Source organism: Trinickia mobilis (genome assembly GCF_017315705.1).
Taxonomy (GTDB): Bacteria; Pseudomonadota; Gammaproteobacteria; order Burkholderiales; family Burkholderiaceae; genus Trinickia_A; species Trinickia_A mobilis.
Map to the genome: position 1 here is coordinate 20,860 of NZ_JAFLRF010000032.1, position 18,528 is coordinate 39,387.

Annotated in this window: 17 protein-coding genes, 1 pseudogene and 1 riboswitch; of the genes and pseudogenes, 7 read left to right on the plus strand and 11 right to left on the minus strand. The window is 64.6% G+C overall.

All coding sequences use genetic code 11. The features are described from left to right. Positions 1-42: 42 nt before the first annotated feature. The 3 genes from cobN to J3489_RS28665 are packed head-to-tail and all read right to left on the minus strand — an operon-like array spanning position 43 to position 6,057. A complete protein-coding gene (gene cobN / locus J3489_RS28655) occupies positions 43-3,858 on the minus strand; it encodes a cobaltochelatase subunit CobN (protein ID WP_207004022.1) in 3,816 nt (1,271 codons plus the stop codon). Positions 3,859-3,880: 22 nt separating this feature from the next. After that, a complete protein-coding gene (gene cobW, locus J3489_RS28660; RefSeq protein WP_207004024.1) occupies positions 3,881-4,972 on the minus strand; it encodes a cobalamin biosynthesis protein CobW in 1,092 nt (363 codons plus the stop codon). Between the two features lie 23 nt (positions 4,973-4,995). Then, on the minus strand, positions 4,996-6,057 hold the full coding sequence (locus J3489_RS28665) for a HoxN/HupN/NixA family nickel/cobalt transporter (RefSeq protein WP_207004026.1): 1,062 nt from the start codon (positions 6,055-6,057) through the stop codon (positions 4,996-4,998). A gap of 150 nt (positions 6,058-6,207) precedes the next feature. Further along, a riboswitch (cobalamin riboswitch) is annotated at positions 6,208-6,475 on the minus strand. Between the two features lie 140 nt (positions 6,476-6,615). Here J3489_RS28665 and J3489_RS28670 point away from each other — a divergent pair. The 4 genes from J3489_RS28670 (at position 6,616) to bluB (ending at position 9,631) form a co-directional block, all read left to right on the plus strand. Further along, on the plus strand, positions 6,616-7,014 hold the full coding sequence (locus J3489_RS28670; RefSeq protein WP_207004028.1) for a cobalamin biosynthesis protein: 399 nt from the start codon (positions 6,616-6,618) through the stop codon (positions 7,012-7,014). Between the two features lie 69 nt (positions 7,015-7,083). Continuing rightward, complete coding sequence (gene cobO / locus J3489_RS28675; RefSeq protein ID WP_207004030.1) at positions 7,084-7,686, plus strand: cob(I)yrinic acid a,c-diamide adenosyltransferase; 603 nt, start codon at positions 7,084-7,086, stop codon at positions 7,684-7,686. A gap of 3 nt (positions 7,687-7,689) precedes the next feature. Continuing rightward, complete coding sequence (locus tag J3489_RS28680; RefSeq protein ID WP_207004032.1) at positions 7,690-8,991, plus strand: cobyrinic acid a,c-diamide synthase CobB; 1,302 nt, start codon at positions 7,690-7,692, stop codon at positions 8,989-8,991. Then, on the plus strand, positions 8,975-9,631 hold the full coding sequence (gene bluB / locus J3489_RS28685; RefSeq protein WP_207004033.1) for a 5,6-dimethylbenzimidazole synthase: 657 nt from the start codon (positions 8,975-8,977) through the stop codon (positions 9,629-9,631). Before J3489_RS28680 ends, bluB begins: the two co-directional genes overlap by 17 nt. Before the next feature lie 180 nt (positions 9,632-9,811). Here the strand turns inward: bluB and J3489_RS28690 are convergent, their stop codons facing one another. Beyond that, positions 9,812-10,057: an H-NS family nucleoid-associated regulatory protein gene (locus J3489_RS28690; RefSeq protein WP_207004034.1), complete on the minus strand. Its 246-nt coding sequence runs from the start codon at positions 10,055-10,057 to the stop codon at positions 9,812-9,814. A gap of 792 nt (positions 10,058-10,849) precedes the next feature. Here J3489_RS28690 and J3489_RS28695 point away from each other — a divergent pair. After that, positions 10,850-11,011, plus strand: a pseudogene (locus J3489_RS28695) (OmpA family protein); the annotation flags it as partial. Positions 11,012-11,226: 215 nt separating this feature from the next. Here J3489_RS28695 and J3489_RS28700 read toward each other — a convergent pair. From J3489_RS28700 to J3489_RS28715, 4 genes are all read right to left on the minus strand, one after another. Next, on the minus strand, positions 11,227-12,255 hold the full coding sequence (locus J3489_RS28700; RefSeq protein WP_207004036.1) for an alpha/beta hydrolase: 1,029 nt from the start codon (positions 12,253-12,255) through the stop codon (positions 11,227-11,229). Positions 12,256-12,292: 37 nt separating this feature from the next. Beyond that, complete coding sequence (locus J3489_RS28705) at positions 12,293-12,718, minus strand: organic hydroperoxide resistance protein (protein WP_207004038.1); 426 nt, start codon at positions 12,716-12,718, stop codon at positions 12,293-12,295. Between the two features lie 172 nt (positions 12,719-12,890). After that, the gene (locus tag J3489_RS28710) at positions 12,891-13,457 is read right to left on the minus strand and encodes a TetR/AcrR family transcriptional regulator (RefSeq protein ID WP_207004040.1); all 567 of its coding nucleotides are present in this window, start codon (positions 13,455-13,457) and stop codon (positions 12,891-12,893) included. 196 nt (positions 13,458-13,653) lie between these two features. Then, a complete protein-coding gene (locus tag J3489_RS28715) occupies positions 13,654-15,159 on the minus strand; it encodes a hypothetical protein (protein WP_207004042.1) in 1,506 nt (501 codons plus the stop codon). Positions 15,160-15,410: 251 nt separating this feature from the next. Between J3489_RS28715 and J3489_RS28720 the strand changes: the two genes are divergently transcribed. Beyond that, positions 15,411-15,683, plus strand: a complete 273-nt coding sequence (locus tag J3489_RS28720; RefSeq protein WP_207004043.1) for a hypothetical protein — start codon at positions 15,411-15,413, stop codon at positions 15,681-15,683. Between the two features lie 97 nt (positions 15,684-15,780). Here J3489_RS28720 and J3489_RS28725 read toward each other — a convergent pair whose 3' ends face one another. Further along, positions 15,781-16,275, minus strand: coding sequence for a cupin domain-containing protein (locus J3489_RS28725; RefSeq protein WP_207004044.1), 495 nt, complete (start codon positions 16,273-16,275; stop codon positions 15,781-15,783). An 84-nt stretch (positions 16,276-16,359) separates the two neighbouring features. Further along, positions 16,360-16,683 carry a thioredoxin family protein gene (locus J3489_RS28730; protein WP_207004045.1) on the minus strand — a complete coding sequence of 108 codons (324 nt, stop codon included), beginning with the start codon at positions 16,681-16,683 and terminating at the stop codon, positions 16,360-16,362. Positions 16,684-17,253: 570 nt separating this feature from the next. On the opposite strand from J3489_RS28730, the gene J3489_RS28735 reads away from it, so the two are divergent. Continuing rightward, positions 17,254-18,123, plus strand: coding sequence for a DMT family transporter (locus J3489_RS28735; protein ID WP_207004046.1), 870 nt, complete (start codon positions 17,254-17,256; stop codon positions 18,121-18,123). A 94-nt stretch (positions 18,124-18,217) separates the two neighbouring features. On the opposite strand, the gene J3489_RS28740 is transcribed toward J3489_RS28735, so the two are convergent. After that, entirely contained in the window at positions 18,218-18,448 is a 231-nt protein-coding gene (locus J3489_RS28740) for a hypothetical protein (RefSeq protein WP_207004047.1), read from the minus strand. Positions 18,449-18,528: the final 80 nt, after the last annotated feature.

Consider the following 18,528-nt stretch of genomic DNA (forward strand, 5'->3'; position numbering starts at 1 on the left):
CCTCGGGGGGCAGCGAACGTACGTGAGCGTGGGGGTCGTTCATTACCGTGATCCTTCGATGTGCTGCTCGCTCGCGAGCAGATGCTGCTCGACTTGCTCGCGATAAGCGCCGGGCGCCTGCCACAGCCCGCGCTGCATCGCTTCGAGCAGACGCTCGCAAATCGAATGCAGCGCATGCGGATTGTGACGTTGCAGGAAAGCCCGCGTATCTTCGTCGTTCAAATAGGCATCGGTGACGAGCGCGTACTGATGGCCGGCGATCACGCGCGCAGTCGCGTCGTAGCCGTACAGGTAATCGACGGTCGCCGCGATTTCCGCCGCGCCCTTGTAACCGTGCCGCTTCACGCCGTCGAGCCACTTCGGATTGACGACGCGCGAACGGATCACGCGCGCGATCTCTTCCTGCAGCGTGCGGATGCGCGGCGCGGCGGGGTTCGCGTGATCGGCGTGGTACACATGCGGCTGGCTGCCCGCGAGATGCCGCACGGCCGCCACCATCCCGCCTTGAAACTGGTAGTAGTCGTTCGAATCGAGCACGTCGTGCTCGCGGTTGTCCTGGTTCTGCAGGACCACGTCGAGCGCCGCGAGCCGCGTGCCGAACGCCTGCCGCGCTTCGACGCCCGCGCTGTGCTGCGCGTACGCATAGCCGCCCCAGGCCTGATACGCGCCGGAGAGATCGGCATCGGTCTGCCACTGCTTCGTGTCGATCAGTTCCTGCAAGCCCGCGCCGTAGGCGCCGGGACGCGCGCTGAAGACGCGCCAGCCCGCGCGGCGCCGCGCCTCGCTCGCTTCGACGCCGCGCGCGATCAGCGCATCGCGCTCGCGCAGCACGCGCGCGCGGATCGGATTCAGCGGCTCGGGCTCGTCGAGCTCGGCCACGGCCTGCACCGCCGCGTCGAACAGATGCATGACGTTCGTGAACGCATCGCGGAAAAAGCCGGAGACGCGCAGCGTCACGTCGATGCGAGGCCGGTCGAAGGCCTCGATCGGCATGATCTCGAAGTCGGTCACGCGATGGCTGCCCGGCGCCCACTTCGGGCGCACACCGATCAGCGCCATCGCCTGCGCGATGTCGTCGCCGCCCGTGCGCATCGTCGCCGTGCCCCACACCGACAGGCCGATCGCGCGCGGATAGTCGCCGTGTTCCTGCACGTGCCGTTCGATCAACTGCTGCGCGGACTTCAAGCCGAGCGCCCAGGCCGATTGCGTCGGCACGGCGCGGGTGTCGACCGAATAGAAGTTGCGGCCCGTAGGCAACACGTCGGGGCGTCCGCGCGAGGGTGAACCGCTCGGTCCCGGCGGCACGAAGCGGCCTTCGAGTCCGCGCTTCAAGTGACGCATTTCGTGCGCGCCGCAAGCGTCGAGTCGCGGCAAGAGATCGTGGCGCACACGTTCGAGCACGCGTTCGGTTTGCAGCAGCGTGCCGGGGGCGGGCGGCGCGATGGCTGCGGCTAAACGCTCGCCATCCGCGTCGCGGCAAATGTCTTTCAACAACTCGGCGGCCAGCCATTCGAGCCGTTCGCGCGTATCGCCGTTGTGGCGCCAAGGCGCGTCGCTCATCTGCTGCAGCAACGCGGGACGCGGCCCTTCCCACACCGCCGACCAATCCGGCGCGAGCGGATCGAAGATCGCGTCGACCTGCAGGTCCTTCGCGAGCGCCTCGATCAGCCCGGCATTCGCACCCTGCCCGCCGCCGACCGGAAAGCGCGCGAGCGCAAGCAGCGTATCGCGCCGCTGCTCGCGTCGCGGCGACTCGCCGAACGTATGCAAGCCGTCGCGAATCTGGGCCTCCTTCAGCTCGCAGAGGTAGGCATCGGCGCGCGTGAGCAGCGCGTCTTCCTCGTTTTGATCAGAAGGCAACCCGAAGCTCAGCTCCTCGTGCAGCCGATGTTCGACGATCGTCGCGAGGATCGTCTTGCGCAGCAGCTTCGCGCGGCGCGGATCGACCATCAGCGCTTCGTAGTATTCGTCGACTTGCCGTTCGAGGTCCTGCAGCGGGCCGTAGTTCTCGGCGCGCGTGAGCGGCGGCATCAGATGATCGATGATGACCGCCTGCGCGCGGCGCTTCGCCTGGCTGCCTTCGCCGGGATCGTTGACGATGAACGGATAGAGGTGCGGCATCGGGCCGAGCACGAGATCGGGCCAGCATGCAGCGCTCAACGCGACGCTCTTGCCCGGCAGCCATTCGAGGTTGCCGTGCTTGCCGACATGGACCACCGCATCGATGCCGAACCGGTGCCGCAGCCAGAAATAGAACGCAAGGTACGCGTGCGGCGGCACGAGTTCCGCGTCGTGATAGCTCGCGTAGTCGCCTTCGGCGCGCGTGCGCGCCGGTTGAATGCCGACGAACACCTGTCCGCAGCGCCAGCCCGCGATCATGAAGCGGCCGTGGCGGATCGTCGGGTCTTGCTCGGGACGCCCCCAGCGCGCGTTCAACGCATCGCGCGCCTCGGCGGGAAGCTGCTGGAAGTACCGCAGATAGTCGTCGAGCGCAAGGCTTTGCAGCGCCGGCCGCGCGTCGCGAACCGCGGGATCGTTCGTCACGCCCTGCGTAAGGGTGCGCATCAGCGCCTCGCCATCGGCCGGCAAGTCCGCGACGCGATACCCTTCGTCGCGCAGCATCGCGAGAATGTTCACGACCGACGCCGGCGTATCGAGACCCACGCCGTTGCCGATCCGCCCTTCACTGACCGGATAGTTCGCGAGGATCAACGCGAGCTTCTTGTCGGCGTTATCGGTGCGCCTTAGCCGGCACCAGCGCCGGCTCAACTCCGCGACAAACGCGATCCGCTCCAGGTCCGGCTGATAGCGCACGACATCGACTTCCGTATGCGGGCACCGGTACGCCAGCCCCTTGAAGCTGATCGCGCGCGTGATGATGCGCCCGTCGACTTCCGGCAGCGCGACATGCATCGCGATATCGCGCGAGTTCAGGCCGTGGTTGTCCTTGAGCCAATCGTCGCGATTGCCGCCGCTCAGGATCACCTGCATGACGGGAGCGTCGCCGGCGAGCGCGAGCGGTTCGGGATCGTCGATCGCCGACGCCGCGAACGCCGTCGTGTTCAATACGAGCACGGCATCCTGTTGCGCGCACAACTGTTGGACCACGTCGCGGCTTAACGCATCCTTGAGCGACGTGATCGCGATCGGCAGCGGGTTCATCCCCTCGTCGGCAAGCGCTTTCAAGAGCGCGTCGAACACCGCCGTATTCGCGGCTTGCAAATGCGCCTTGTAAAACAGCACCGCAACGACCGGCGCGAACGCGCGCCAATCGGCCTGCCAATGCTCGATCGTCGCCAGATCGTGAGCAGGGTGATAGAGCGCGACCGCGGGCAGCGGACGCGGCGGCGGCGGCTCCTCACCCCATCCGAGCCCTCGGTACGCGATGCAGCGCAGGAACGCCTCCGCGTTCTGCGCGCCGCCCTCGCGCAAGTAGCGCCATAGCTCGTGGCAGAACGCGGCGTCCGCCGTGCTCTTGGCGAGCAGGTTCGGGTCCTCCTGCAAATCGCCGGAGAACATCGCGAGCAACTGCCCGTTGCGCTCGGCGAGGGCGACCACCTGCTCGATCCCGTACGGCCAGTAAGCCTCGCCGCCAAGATGATCGACCACCACGACGCGCGCATGCTTCAGCACGTCGTCAATGTAGAAATCCACCGACGCCGGCTGCCGCAGGAACGTCACGTTCGCGAGCCGCACGCTCGGAAAGCCCTCGCCCAAGCGCGGAAACACGCTCGCCAAAAGCGACAGCGTCGTGTCGGCCGAACTGAGCACGACGATGTCGGCGGGCCGCTGATCGATGCGGATGACGCCGGCCGTGTCGTCGACGAAACCGCCCGGCGTGGTGCGCAGCAAGTGCATGACGTTTCCTGTTGCGGCAGCGTTACGCCTGTTGCGGCGGTTGCGCCTGTTGCGCCTCGGCTGCGAGCGCTGCGCTGAACGCGCGCTGCAACGCCGGCTGATCGAGATCCTCGCCGATCAGCACGAAGCGGCTCGCCGTGGCCTCGCCGTCCTGCCAGCGGCGGTCGAAATAGCTGTCGAAGCGCCGGCCCACGCCCTGCACGACAAGACGCATCGGCGCGCCGGGCAGCGCCGCGAAACCCTTCACGCGATAGATCGTGTGCTGCTCGACGAGCCTTTGCAGCGCGGCGACCGCGGCCTCGCGCGAACGCGTCTCGCCTGCCACGACGACCGAATCGAACTCGTCGTGATGGTGGTCGGCGTCGTCCGCGGAACCGTGATGGTCGTGACGCAAGTGAATCGTTTCTTCCGACGCCGACGCAAGCCCAAGCAACCCATGCACGTCGAGCTGCCCCATTTGCGCGGGCACGATCTTCACTTGCGGCGGAATCTCTTCGCGAATCGCAGCGACGACGGCTTCGTGACGCGCGCTGTCGAGCAAATCGGTCTTGTTGAGGATGACGAGATCCGCAGCGGAAAGCTGATCGGCAAAGAGTTCGTGCAGCGGCGATTCGTGATCGAGATTCGGATCGGCCAGGCGCTGCGCGTCGACGGCTTGCGGATTCTCCGCGAACTGCCCGCTCGCGGCGGCGGGACCGTCGACCACCGTCACGACCGCATCGACGGTAAAGCTGTTCTTGATCGACGGCCAGTTGAACGCCTGCACGAGCGGCTTCGGCAACGCGAGGCCGGACGTTTCGATCAGCACGTGATCGATGCCGCCACGCCGCTCGACGAGTTCTTCCATGACCGGAAAAAATTCTTCCTGCACGGTGCAGCACAGGCATCCGTTCGCAAGCTCATAGAGCTGCCCGGCTTGTTCGTTGCCTTCAGCATCGCAGCCGATGCCGCAGCCCTTGAGGATCTCGCCGTCGATGCCGAGCTCGCCGAACTCGTTGACGATCACGGCAATGCGCTTGCCGTCCGCGTGTTTGAGGATGTGCCGCAGCAACGTGGTCTTGCCGCTGCCGAGAAAGCCCGTGACGACGGTCACGGGAATTTTGCGCGTTTGCATTCAGCCGACTCCAGTTCAGGTGTTCAGGTGGATAGCGTGACTTCGATCTCGTCGTAGCGCTTCAAGCGATACACGAGCGCGGACACGATCCAGCTCAGGAAGAAAAGACCGATGACGAGATAGCCGAGCATGCCGAAATGGTCGGACAGCATGCCGACGAAATCCCAGAACGCCCCCTTCAATTCGAGCTTATCGGCGATCAAGGCCAGCGATTCGATACCGCCGATCAGCACTGCCACCAGCACCGACACGAATGTAATCGTCATGTTGTAGTAGATCTTGCGGATCGGACGCACGAACGCCCACTTGTAGGCGCCCATCATCATGATGCCGTCGGTGGTATCGACGAGCGACATGCCCGCGGTGAACAGGACCGGCAGCACCAGCACCGGCCAGAACGACATGCCGCTCGAGACTTGCGTCGCGGAAATGCCGAACAGTGCGATCTCGGTGGCCGTGTCGAAGCCGAGCCCGAACAGGAAGCCGATCGGGTACATGTGCCAGCTTCGCGAAGCGAGCTTGAACAACGGCCGGAAGAGGCGGGCAAGCAACCCGCGGCTGCCGAGCAGCAGATCGAGATCCTCCTCGACGAGCGGCTCGCCGCGCTGCACGGCGCGGAACGTGCGATAGACGGCTCGCAGCACGACGAGGTTCGCCGCTGCGAGCACAAAGAGGAAGAAAGCGGAGGCGCAAGTGCTGATCACGCCGCCAATGTCTTTCAACTCGGAAAAGTGGTTCGAGAGCGACGCCGTGGTCAACGCCACCACGACCGTCATCGCGATCACCACCGTCGAATGCCCGAGCGAAAAGAAGAAGCCGACCCCGAGCGGATTGCGCTTTTCCTGCAGCAACTTGCGCGTGACGTTGTCGATCGCCGCGATATGGTCCGCATCGACCGCATGGCGCAAGCCGAACGTATAGGCGAGGAGCGCCGTGCCGAGCAGCACCGGCCGGCCGTGAAAGGCCGCGAAGGCCCAGATCCACGCGCCGATATTGAACGCAATCAACAGCATGTAGATCCCGACGATCTTGCCGCGCAGTTCGGCCGGGCTGTCGTTGAACAACTGGGGAACAGACTTGAGCACGATTGCTCCTTGATGAACGGTCGACAAACACATGGATTGCCAACACGAACAGCACCGGCGATTGCCCGGCGTGCGGAGCATCGTCACGACATCGTGGCACTAACGGAAAAGCGCGGTGCGGTTCGTGGCAGTCGCGCCGCATCCCCGCGGCGCCAACCCCTTGCCTTGGCCGGTATCCGGGCTGGCGAAAGCGCCGCTTCACCTTCCCGCACGAGGCATTTCTCGCGCAGTGGCTAATGTGGGCACGGCCTTGCGTACGCACATCGAAGACGGCTCTGCATCGCGTTGAGCGATGCCTTCGCTTACCGTTGCGGGGGCAGCACAGGTTGGCTCGGCCGAAGCGGCCTTGCGCCCTGTTTCCCGTTTAACTGCGTGCGCGATGAACGCGCACACGAGCACCAAAGTGCGTGCGAGTGTAGGCGCGCCATCACGCACCGTCAAGGCGATGTAAGCGATATTAAAGATTTGCCTTGTGCTATCGTATGCGCGCGATTTTCGGCACCTTTCCCGCACCGTCCCGGGCGTTCATTCCCGTATTGCTCGTCACCGCCACCTCTGATGCAATCGCAAAAGCCGCTCACGCTTGGCATCGGCTGCCGGCGCCTCGCGTCGGCCGAACAGATCGACGCCGCCGTCCGCGCTGCGCTCGGCGCGCATTCGCTCGACGAGGTCCGCGCCGTCGCGACGATCGATACGAAGGCGCAAGAGCCGGGACTCGTCGCGTTTTGCGCCCGGCACCGTCTGCCGCTCGTGGCCTTCACGCGCGCGCAAATCGCGGGGCTGGCCGCGATGCCCACGCTCACGCCTTCGCCCGCGGCGCGTGCGCATCTCGGCGTCGACGGCGTCTGCGAGCCGTGCGCGCTGCTCGCGGCGCAGGGCGGGCGTCTCGTCGTCGGCAAGACCGTGCACGGCGGGGTGACGGTAGCCGTCGCCACCTCGACCGGCGACGCCGCTTGATCATTGCTCAAATGCGCCGGCATCGAACGCGCCGCGCGCTACGCTCGAACCACACGACCAGGACACTCCATGAAAACCGATCCCGAATCGCACCAACGCATGACCCAGCGCCGCCGCGAAGGCCACGAGAAAAAGCAGGCCGCCGCCACCGTCGAAAAGGGCCTTTTGATCGTCAATACCGGCACCGGCAAGGGCAAGAGCACGGCCGCGTTCGGCATGGCCGTGCGCGTGCTCGGGCACGGCATGCGGCTTGGCGTCGTGCAATTCATCAAGGGCGCGCTGCACACGTCGGAGCGCGATTTCCTCGGCAACCTGCCGAATTGCGACTTCGTCACGATGGGCGACGGCTACACGTGGAATACGCAGAATCGCGACGCCGACGTCGCCACCGCACGCAAAGGCTGGGATGCGGCGTGCAAGATGATCGAAAGCGGCGAATACCAGATGGTGATCCTCGACGAGCTCAATACGGTGCTGAAGTACGAGTACCTGCCGCTCGACGAAGTGCTCGGCGTGCTCACGTCGCGGCCCGGGATGCTGCACGTCGTCGTGACGGGGCGGCATGCGCCCGACGCGCTGGTCGAGGCAGCCGATCTCGTCACTGAAATGCGGCTCGTCAAGCACCCCTATCGCGAGCAGCACGTGAAGGCGCAGCGCGGCGTGGAGTTCTGAACGATGTCTGCGTGTCCTGCGCTGCTCATCAGCGCACCTGCATCGGGCCAAGGCAAGACCACGATCACCGCGGGGCTTGCGCGGCTCCATCGGCGGCAAGGGCGGCGCGTGCGCGTTTTCAAGACCGGCCCCGATTTTCTGGACCCGATGATTCTCGCGCGCGCAAGCGGCGCGCCGGTCGAATCGCTCGACTTGTGGATGGTCGGCGAAAGCGCGTGCCGGCAATTGCTCGCAGAGGCCGCGCGCGAAGCGGATTTGATTCTGATCGAAGGCGTGATGGGTCTTTACGACGGCACGCCGTCGAGCGCGGATCTCGCGGCCACGCTCGGCGTGCCGGTGGCCGCGGTGATCGGGGCGAAGGCGATGGCGCAGACGTTCGGCGCGATCGCCTTCGGCCTCGCGAATTTCCGGCCACAGGTGCCGTTTTTCGGGGTGTTCGCCAATCGCGTCGGCTCGGAACGCCACGCGCGCATGCTTGAAGAAGCGGTGCCGCAAGGGATGCGATGGCTCGGCTATATCGCGAGCGCCGGTGAGATCGAATTGCCCGAGCGGCATCTCGGCTTGCACACAGCGGGCGAAATCGGCGACCTCGATGCGCGGCTCGAACGCGCCGCGGACGCGCTCGCCTCGACCCCGCTCGCCGAATTGCCCCCGCCGGTCGAATTCGCCGAGCCGCAGGCCCCGGCGCCCTTGCCGCGCCTCCTGGACGGCATGCAAATCGCGGTCGCGCGCGACGCCGCGTTCTCGTTCATCTATCCGGCCAACATCCGGCTGCTCGAAGCGCTCGGCGCACGCGTGCGCTATTTCTCCCCGCTCGCCGACGAGCCGCTGCCCGATGCGAGCGATGCGCTGTATCTACCGGGTGGTTATCCCGAGTTGCACGCGCCGGCGCTTGCCCGTCACACTCGCAGTGCCGATGCGATTCGCGCGCACGCGGCATCCGCCAAGCCGATCTACGCGGAATGCGGCGGCATGCTGTATCTGCTCGATGCACTGACGGACAGCGCGGGCACGACGACGCCGATGCTGGGCCTCGTGCCCGGGCAGGCCGCGCTGCAAACGCGTCTGTCGGCGCTCGGCATGCAGCAATTGAACGGCTTGCACGGCGCGATGACGGGGCACACGTTCCACTATTCGCGTGTCAGCACGCCGCTCGCGCCGGTGCTTGCCGCCGTGCATCCGCATTCGGGCGCGCCTGGCGAAGCCGTGTTTCGCTCAGGCTCGATCGTCGCAACGTATATGCACGGCTATTGGCCCTCGAACCCGGCCTTCGCGGCCGCACTATTTCATGGCGATGCAATTTGACGAATTGGAACGAGCCGCTGTCTACCGCGCCATTTACGAACGGCGCGACATGCGGCATTTCGTGCGCGAGCCGGTCGATGCGGCCGTGCTGCGGCGTCTCATCGACGCGGCGCATCACGCGCCGAGCGTCGGCTTCATGCAACCGTGGCGCATCCTGCGCGTAACGGACGAGAATCTGCGCGCGGCGTTGCGTGCCGCGGTGGAGCGCGAACGCGTGAAGACCGCCGAAGCACTCGGCGAGCGGCACGACGAATTCATGAAGCTCAAGGTCGAAGGCATGCGCGACTGCGGCGAACTGCTCGTGATGGCGCTGATGGACGGCCGCGAAAAGCACGTCTTCGGACGGCGCACGATGCCCGAGATGGACCTCGCATCGGTCGCCTGCGCGATTCAGAACATGTGGCTCGCGGCGCGCGCGGAAGGACTCGGCATGGGATGGGTGTCCCTATTCGATGTCGATGAAGTGCGCAGTTTGCTGAAGATGCCGGCCGGCGCGAAGCCGGTGGCCATTCTCTGCCTCGGGCACGTGGAGCAGTTCTATCAAAAGCCGATGCTCGAAATGGAGCGCTGGGCACAGAGAATGCCGGTCGCCGAATGCGTATTCGAGAACTATTGGCCGTGCGCGGAAGACAACGCCTGAAAAGCGCCTTTGCGCGCTGCCGTACAAACGACACCGCAAACAAAACAGGAAACAAAAAAGACCAGAACGGTTGCCGCTGAACCTGCGGCGGCGATGCGGATTGTTCAGAACATTCCGGCTGCACCGCTTGAATGCGCAATCCGGGCGTTCGAATCGAACCCTCGAAAGCGCGAGGGTTTTCTAACTTCCGATTCGAAAATGTTCTACATGCTGCCCGGCCGCCACGGCGCGGCGCAGCCAGTCGGGCAAATCGCCGTGACCGTCCCAGGTATTTCCATAGGCATCCCGGTACAGCACTTCGCGCTCCGCCTGGCGGTCGGCCAGCACGGACGCCGCGAGCGCCTCTTCGGTAATGCCATATTCTTCCATTCGGCGTCGCAGCCAACGAATGAGCCGGTCGCGGGCTTCGCCATTGAGTTGTTCCATCGATGATTCCGATACGGTTGATGCGGGAGCGCGCCGGCTCCAGAGGAATAGAGCCGAATCATACTCGACACGTGGCTAAACAGCGTTGCCGATCCCTTAATGCGAATCAAGACACTAGCGGCTGCGGTGCACGCTGGCGCCGAGCGAGACCCGGGGATCCGGCGCACCCTGCCGTTGGACGTTCTTAGCGAAGATTACCGAGGCGTTCTTTTGGCGCCACTGCATTGCAGCACGCCAGCGCCCTCATGATCCCCGCAAATAGATAGACAATCTGAAACTGCAATCGCGCCGATTTACACATTATGCGCGCCGGATTAGTTTGCGGCACTTTCCGGTGCCAAAGCGTATATCGAAACGCTAAGGTTTCGCAACACGATGTTAGCGCTTCGTTCGGCAACATCGTAAAAATGCGCAAATCCGTGGATCGAATTAAACGCGCCACGCCAGCCATCGCGGGCGGATTCCATCGCGCATGTTCGGAGACATTTGCGGTCAACCCGTTTGGCGCTGCGAAAGTCGGCGGCTATTCGGGCTTTGCGGCTGTCATGCGCTGTGGTTCGATCGCGGATGACGGCCTCGACGCACGCGGCGCGGGCGCGCCAATCGATCGACCGGTGCCATGCGCAGCCGAACGCGCACTCCCGAAAACGCTCACCTTTGATCGCGAACGGCGCTTTACCGCCCCCCCGCAAACGCCCGTCCAGCAAGCGAGTGCGGCAAGGCCGCGAGCGTAAGGCCGGAGGCTCCCGAAAAGACTCACCTTAATTGACGATTCATCGCACGGCGCTCGCAGCCAATGCCACGCCAGGGCAAGTGGTCGAGACCAGCAAAGTGCCGGACGAAGCGGCGCGCGATGCCGTGCTCCAGCGTCTACGCGATACCTATGGCGCGGCGAGCGTGGTCGATCAGATCGAAGTAGGCAGCATCTCGACACCGGCGAATTGGGCGTCGAACAACACGGCTGATGGGCGGGCCAGGAATCGGCGGATTGAGTTTCGGGTGGGGCGGTAAGTTGGCCTCGCCTTGCGCTTCCTGAGCCCAGGAATGCGATAGTGAACGGGCGAGACCGGACGAACCACCAGCAGCCATTGATTGGCCCGCCGGAGCGGGCGCAGAATAGCCGCGGCGCACGGCAGTTGCGCGAATGCGCCGCGGTCAGGCTGCGAGGCCTACTTCAAACGCGCTTGCAACTGGTCGGCAAGCTGCTTGGTTGCAGCTTTGGTCAGCGCGTCTTCGGCGAGCGCGTTGAGCAAGCCGAAGTCGTGGATCGTGCCGTTGTAGCGGGTCGTGGTGACTTCATTGCCCGCGGCATCGAGTTTGCGGCCGTAGGCCTCGCCTTCATCGCGCAGCACGTCGAGCTGTGCCACCTGAATCAGCGCTGGCGGCAGACCTTTCAACTGATCCACTGAAGCACGCAACGGCGAGGCGTAAATCTCGTTACGCTGCTTCGGATCCTTTGTATAAGCATCCCAGAACCACTTCATCATCGGACGCGTCAGGAAGTGGCCTTCCGGATAGGCGTTGTACGAGCCGTCGCTGAGATCGTTGTCCGTCACCGGCCACATCAGACCTTGAAAGCGGATCGCCGGGCCTTGCTTGTTCTTCGCCATGAGGGCAACGACCGCGGCCATGTTGCCGCCGACGCTGTTGCCCACCACCGCGAGGCGGCTGCCGTCCACACCGATCTCATTGCCATGTGCAGCGGCCCATTTGGTGGCCGCGTACGCCTGGTTGATCGCCACCGGATAGTGCGCTTCGGGCGACGGCGTGTAATTGACGAACACCGCCGCTGCCCCGGATTGCACGACGAGGTCACGCACCAGCCGCTCATGGGTCTGGAAGTCACCAAGGATCCAGCCGCCGCCGTGGAAGAACATGAAGACCGGCAGCGTACCCGTTGCGCCTTGCGGCCGCACGATCGTGATCGGCACGGTGATGCCGTCCTGCTCGATGGTCTTGTTCGACACGTCAATGCCGGACAGGTCGACCTTCACGCTGTTCTGCGCGTCGATCAGCACCTGGCGCGCTTGCGCCGGGGGCAAGGTGTTGATTGCCGGTCCCGTGCCGCCGTTCAGCGCATGGAGGAACTGACTCGTCACCCGATCGGGCGTGGCGGGTGCCACCGAGCTCGCCGCGAGCGCGACGGTGGTGCTGGCTGCGAGCGCGGCGGCGAGGAGCAGGGGCTTGAAAGTCTTCATGTCTTCTTCCGGTTCAAGATGAATGACTGACGTGGGGTTAAACGATCGTCAGGGTGACGTCGACGTTGCCGCGGGTCGCGTTCGAGTACGGGCAGACGATATGTGCCTTCTCGACCAGGGCCTGCGCCGCTTCGCGCGCCATGCCGGGCAGGGAGATCTTCAGTTCGACCTCGATGCCGAAGCCGTTCGGAATCAAGCCGATGCCGACGCTGCCGTCAATCGAGACATCCGCGGGGATGGCGATCTTGTCGCGCGCGGCCACGAACTTCATCGCCCCGAGAAAACAGGCGCTATAGCCAGCGGCAAACAACTGCTCGGGATTGGCGCCTTCGCCGCCCGCGCCGCCCAGCTCTTTGGGCGTGGTCAGCTTGAAGTCGAGATTGCCTGCGGGGACGACGGCACGGCCGTCACGACCGCCCGTGGCGTGAGCATGGGCGCGGTAGAGGACTTTTTCGATCGACATGATGAAGCTCCTTTAAAAAGACTGATTTGCCAATGGCAATTTATCTACTACTAGATAGATAAGCGGGAAAATAAATACCGCCTTCTATTTCACATCCCTCACATATCTATCTACTCACAGATAGATATGTGAACCAAACAAAGAGGTGGCCAGCCACCTCGTTTTGACTGCTTTACCGCGCAATCCTCATTGAAGCCTCTACATCTTCGAGTCGAGACTTCGTGTGAAACAACCGGCTCGTCAGCACACTGCCCTGAAACGCTGCAAACAGCGCACGCGCCGCGTTTTCCGGTTTGCCGTTCACTGCCAGCGTACGTTCCTGCGCGCCTTGTGCCAGAACCTTCGCAAGCCAGCTTTCGTTGGCCTTGAAAAACGCCTGCACGGCTCGCCGGATGGTGTCCGGCAGCGACTCGATATCGGCAGCGAGCATGCCGCACAGGCAGATCTGATTGCCGTCACCGAGGACCCTGCCAAACAACTTCGTGTACTTGCTGAGCTTGACATCGGCAGGAAACGAAGCGTCGATGGCGTGCAGGGCATTGAATACGTCTTTGCTGTACTCGTTGACCGCTTCCAGCACCAGATCGTCTTTCGACGGAAAGTAGTAATGGATGCTCGAGGTCTTCACTCCGACCAGGTTGGACAGATCACGGTAGCTAAAACCGTTGTAACCATGCAGCATGATGAGCGTGATTGCATGCTCGAGGATCTGTTCGCGCACTGTCGTTGTCGTTTCCATGTGCCGAACTATATCTACTCATAGATAGATTGTCAAGGGGTTGGGTTGCCGTGGGGCGGGACGGTAACAAGACATCGCAATGTGTGAAAAAAGCGCTGAAGTCTCACGCCGCGTAAGTTGCCGGCAATTCGAAGGAAATATCGGGAAGCCAAGCCGAAGGCTCGCTACTTGGCGACCGTTTCATTGCCGCGTCCATTTAAGGCCCCACGCTGAACGCATAAACCCTGCCGTCCCCCGCCACATAGAGCCTTCGCTCCGCCGCCATCGCAGTCACGAAATGCCGCAGCCCCGGCATGCGCCCGTCCGCGCCGCCGCCCGTGAACACGGGTTGGCCGTTGTCCGCGCGAAATCCATGCAGGCGGTCGTCGCCCTCGGCGCCCGCGATCCACGCGATGCGGTCGGCGCTGCCGTCGCTGGTCGTCGTGATCGGACTGCCCGCGCCGTCCACCGCCGCGCACCACGCGGTGCTGATCCCGCCGCGAGCCGCCGCGCCGACTTTGAGCGCGATCAAGCCGTCAATTCTCGCGCCGCCAGGGCAGGCGGCGCCGTCGCCCTGGTACACGACGAAAACGCCATCCTGCGCCGCGAACGATGCCGGCCCGGTGCGGATCGGCCTGCGCGCGACCTGCTGGACATCGAGCGCGCCGCCAATGCCGCCCAGGTTCTCGCGGTCGAGCAGATACGCCTTGCCGTCCTTGCCCAGCGCGACGATCAGCCGCCGGCCGTGCAACTCGACCGGCATCGGGTTCGCGCCGCCGAGGTCGAGATCGCGCTCGTCGAGTTCGAGCCAGTCGCGCGGCGCGAACGCGTCGCGCGTGCTCGCGGGGCGATGCAAATCGGGCGCGAGGCGGATGACCGCTTCGCCGTCGCCCCAAGTCGAGGTGCCCTCGGTGTTGCCGGTCGAGACGAAGAGCGAGCCGTCCGACGCGGCGATGCCGCCCGGCGCCCAGATGCCGCCTTTGCTCGCCCGCGTTTGCCAGGCGCCGGACACGCCTGGCTTGTCGAGCCGCAGGCCCACGACCCAGCCGTGGTAATCGCCGCAGTCGCCCCAATGGCCGCCGTAGGGCACGAAGAGCCGGCCCTCGGCGAGCATCAGCGCGCCGCGCTGGTTCTGCACGTCCGCCGTAAACGACATGCCGCGCGCTTGCAGGCCCGCTGCCACGTCGACCGGCCAGCCCGGCAGCACCGATCCGTCCCGTAACGACAATCCGTACACGAGGTGCGCCAACCCGTTTTGGCGAACCACCAGGGCGTCGAGATACAGCGCGCCAGTTGCCGGATCGATCACCGGCGTCCCCGTAATGCCGAGCGGATCGATGTTTCCGCACGGCAGCGCGGAGCGCGGCGCCGGCGTGCCGAGGACGGTCCGCCAGACGGCGCGGCCGGTCACGGCATCGAGCGCATCGACGACGTTTGCCTCCGTCGCGACGATCAAAAGCCCGTTCGCGGAGCCGGGCGGCCGCCAATAGAGGGGTTGCGCGTAGACATGGCCGTCGACCCTGCCGTCGAAGCCCGCATCGCGATGCAGGCGCGACGCGCTCTGCCACGTCAGGCCGGGCACGACGTATTGGCCGCTTCGATCGTCAGCGCGGTGATAGCCGGGAACGGCATCGGCGCCCTGTGCGCCTGCCGTGCCGCACAGCGCGCACGTCAGCCATCCGCAAAGCGCAAGAAGACGCGTAATCGGTCTGCCGATGGACATGGGCATCTCCGTTCAGAAAGCTAATTTGCCCCCCTTTATTTTTTCGCCGCCGACAGACGCCCGGCGACCCTGAAAGCCCCGTCCGGCGGGGCTTTCCGGATTATTCGAATCCACCTAATAGTCATTTCAAGCTATTAATACAATAAATCCATAGTACGTGTATACACTGGCTCCCATCGACGTTGCGCATCCACCCTCGCGACCGCAGCGTCATCCCGAAACTGAAGTCGTAACGATCATTGGAGTCCGTCATGAAGACCAAGCTGCTCGCCGCCCTGCTCGTCGCCGTGTCCGCCTCGATCGCCGCCCCCGCGTTCGCGAGCGGCTATGGCCCGGCACCGTTCTACAAGCCGCAAGACGGCGCACCGGCTGCCCAACGCGGCCAGAGCGTGCAAACCCTCGCTGTCGAACAACGCGACAACGCGGCGAACGTCGCCTTCGGCGGCGTGAGGGATTCGTCGTCGCAATCGGGCGCCCATGCGCAGGTCGACGGCCCGGGTTCGATCTACTTCGGCCGCCATTAATTGCCGCAACCAGCGCGGCTGAGCCGCGCTTGGCAACACCGTGAAGTACCGCCGGGCGTTCGCGACGAACGCCCGGCGTCGTTTTATCGATGCGCTCCTACGACGATTTGCGCGCCGGCCTGCCGTCGTGCGGCCCCATCGGACGCGCCGGCCAATCGACCCAGCGATCCTCGCGCGTCGCCTCATACGCTTCGTTCATCGGATAGCGGATGCGGTTTTCGTCCTTCGGCCTTTCGCCGATCACGAGCAGCCGGACCTCTTGATCCGTGTTGTTGAGAAACGTGTGGCAGATACCGGTGCCCGCCGGAAATGCAACCGAATCGCCGGGCGCGAGGCGATGCAGATGACCGTCGATCCACACGTCCGGCGCACCTTCGATCACGAACGCGAACTCTTCTTCCGCGCTTTCCGCATGCGGGTACGACGTCCGGCGCCCCGGCAAGAGCCGCACGTGGTGAATGCCGATGCGCGTCAGCCCGAGCTTGCTGGCGAGCGGCGCGCCGATGCCCTGCAGCTCGGTATCGCCCGGATAGTGCTTGTTGTCTTCGCCCTCGAGCGCTGTCCAGTGCCGGATGAAATCGGGTCGTTCCATTCGTCCTCCTGCGATGTGGGGTTGCCGGAAAGAAATCGGACTCGGCCGTGCGTGCGTTGACGGCGCGCGAAGTTATGCGGGCGGTTATCCGAGCGCCGCGATGCCGTCGTCGATCGCGGCGATGTCCGAAGGACGCACCACGCGCGCCACTTCCGCGCCGTCGCGCAGGAAGATCAGCGTGGGCCAGAGCTTGACCTTGAACGAGCGTCCCAGGGGCCGGCCCGGGCCGTCTTCGATCTTCAGATGACGCGCGTGCGCGAACTTGGCGAGCGCCTGCCTGATCGCAGGCTGCGCGCCTTGGCAATAGCCGCACCAATCGGTGCCGAATTCGAGAACTGTCGCGCCGGCGAGCGCGTCGACTTCTGCGCGTGTCGGCGCAGTCTTTGAATAGGCGGTATCGTTTTGCATCTTGGCTCCGAATGGCTAGCGGCCAGCGTCCGATTTGCGCGGACAGTCGTTTGCGCCGGGGATATTCGCCGTTGAAATCGCGTGCGTCGGTTGGCGCGCGAAGCGAATGGCGCTCGCAAAGTCAGCAGGTATTGTGACGCAAAGACGCCGGCGCTTCAGCGCGGCAAGACGGGGCGAAAATGTGCGGGCACTGCAGCGGTTGCGCGACTCGCTCATAACGCGTAACCTCGCCACAGGCTTTTTTCGCCGTCGCCGAATTCAATTCTTCTCTCATGACGAACCTTGCGCGCCCTTGCTCTGCGGGTAGCCGCCGCGATCTGAACGTCGTCGGCGGCGCGCGCGCTTGCGGTCTCGCCGCTTCTCCTCCACCTGTCGCGTCCCCTCCGAGCCTCGTCGGCGCCGGCACTGCGCCGCCGCCGTGTTCGACGGCTCTCGGCTGAGCTTCTCCGGCCGCCCCGAAAGTCTCCCGCAACTCGAAGAAGTGCAACTGCGCGTGATACACAGCCGCGCTGGCACGCGCGCGTCGTTCGAGTTCGCCGGAGTCCGCGTTTTCCTGACAGGTGACAACTCATGACTTCTTTACGAGCCGCATTTGCGGCCTATGGCGCGACCTCGCTGTTCGTCTTGCTTTGGAGCAGCGGCGCGATCTTCGCGGAAGTGGGCGTGCAGCACGCGAGCGCGTTCGCGTTTCTGGTGCTGCGTTTCGCGCTTGCGTCGTCGGTGCTGGCGCTTTTCGGCGTATGGCGGCGGCGCTGGCTTCCCGCCCCCGGCACGCGGCTGCAAGTCGCCGGCACCGGCGCATTGCTGACAGGCGGCTACTCGATCTGCTATCTGCTCTCGCTCGCGCGCGGTCTTACGCCGGGCGTGCTCGCGACGATCCTCGGCGTGCAGCCGATTCTCACGCTGCTGCTCGTCGAGCGCCGTTACTCGGCGGCGCGCATCGCCGGCCTCTGCGTCGCGCTAGGCGGCCTTGCGCTCGTCGTCTTTCGCGGCGCCGATGCCGTGCGGCTGCCGGCAGGCGGCGTGCTGTTCGCGCTGGCCGCGCTCGCGTGCATGACGTTCGGCGCGATTTTCCAAAAGGGCTTGAAACAGGCGCCGATCGACGTCCTGCCGCTGCAAAACGCGGTGAGCCTGGTGCTGTGCATGTCGTTTGCGCCGTTCGAGCCGCTCGCATTCAAGCCGAGCGTGAGCGTGCTCGTGCCGCTGCTGTGGCTGGGCGTCGTGATCTCGGTCTTCGCGCAACTGCTGTTCTATCGCCTCGTGCGAGGCGGCAATCTGGTCAACGTGACGAGTCTCTTCTATCTCGTGCCCATCGTGACCGCGTTGATGGACTACTTGTTTCTCGGCAATCGGTTGCTGCCGTCGGGGATGGCGGGCATGAGCGCGATTCTGCTCGGACTGGCGCTTGCGCTGCGCGCCGGGCCGGAGCGCAGGCGCTGATCCGCGCCGCTGCGCGATGGGCGGTTCGGGAATGTTCGCGCGGCCTCCGTTTCGCGCGGACATCCCCTTGGTAACGCGCTCGATGCTTTCGACACTACCGGCCGCGGAGCGTATCGCCGAGGCAATATTTTCCGTAGACGAGGCAGTGGGAAGGCTTGCTGTTCGTCTCGCCGTTTTTGGCCATTGCGCCGGACGTGGGGCGCAGGTCATCGGCCGCGGGTGCCAGGCAAGCCTGGTTGATGGACGTCAGCGTGACAAACAGTATCAATGCCCCGAGGAAGAGCGGCACCAGTGCCGCCCAGTGATGGAAATGCAAGCGATTCATGGCCGTGGCTCCTATCTATCGGTTTCGCACAAGCCCTTTTACTTATGGGTGTGAAATGAATGTTGTTTTCGAGTACTGCA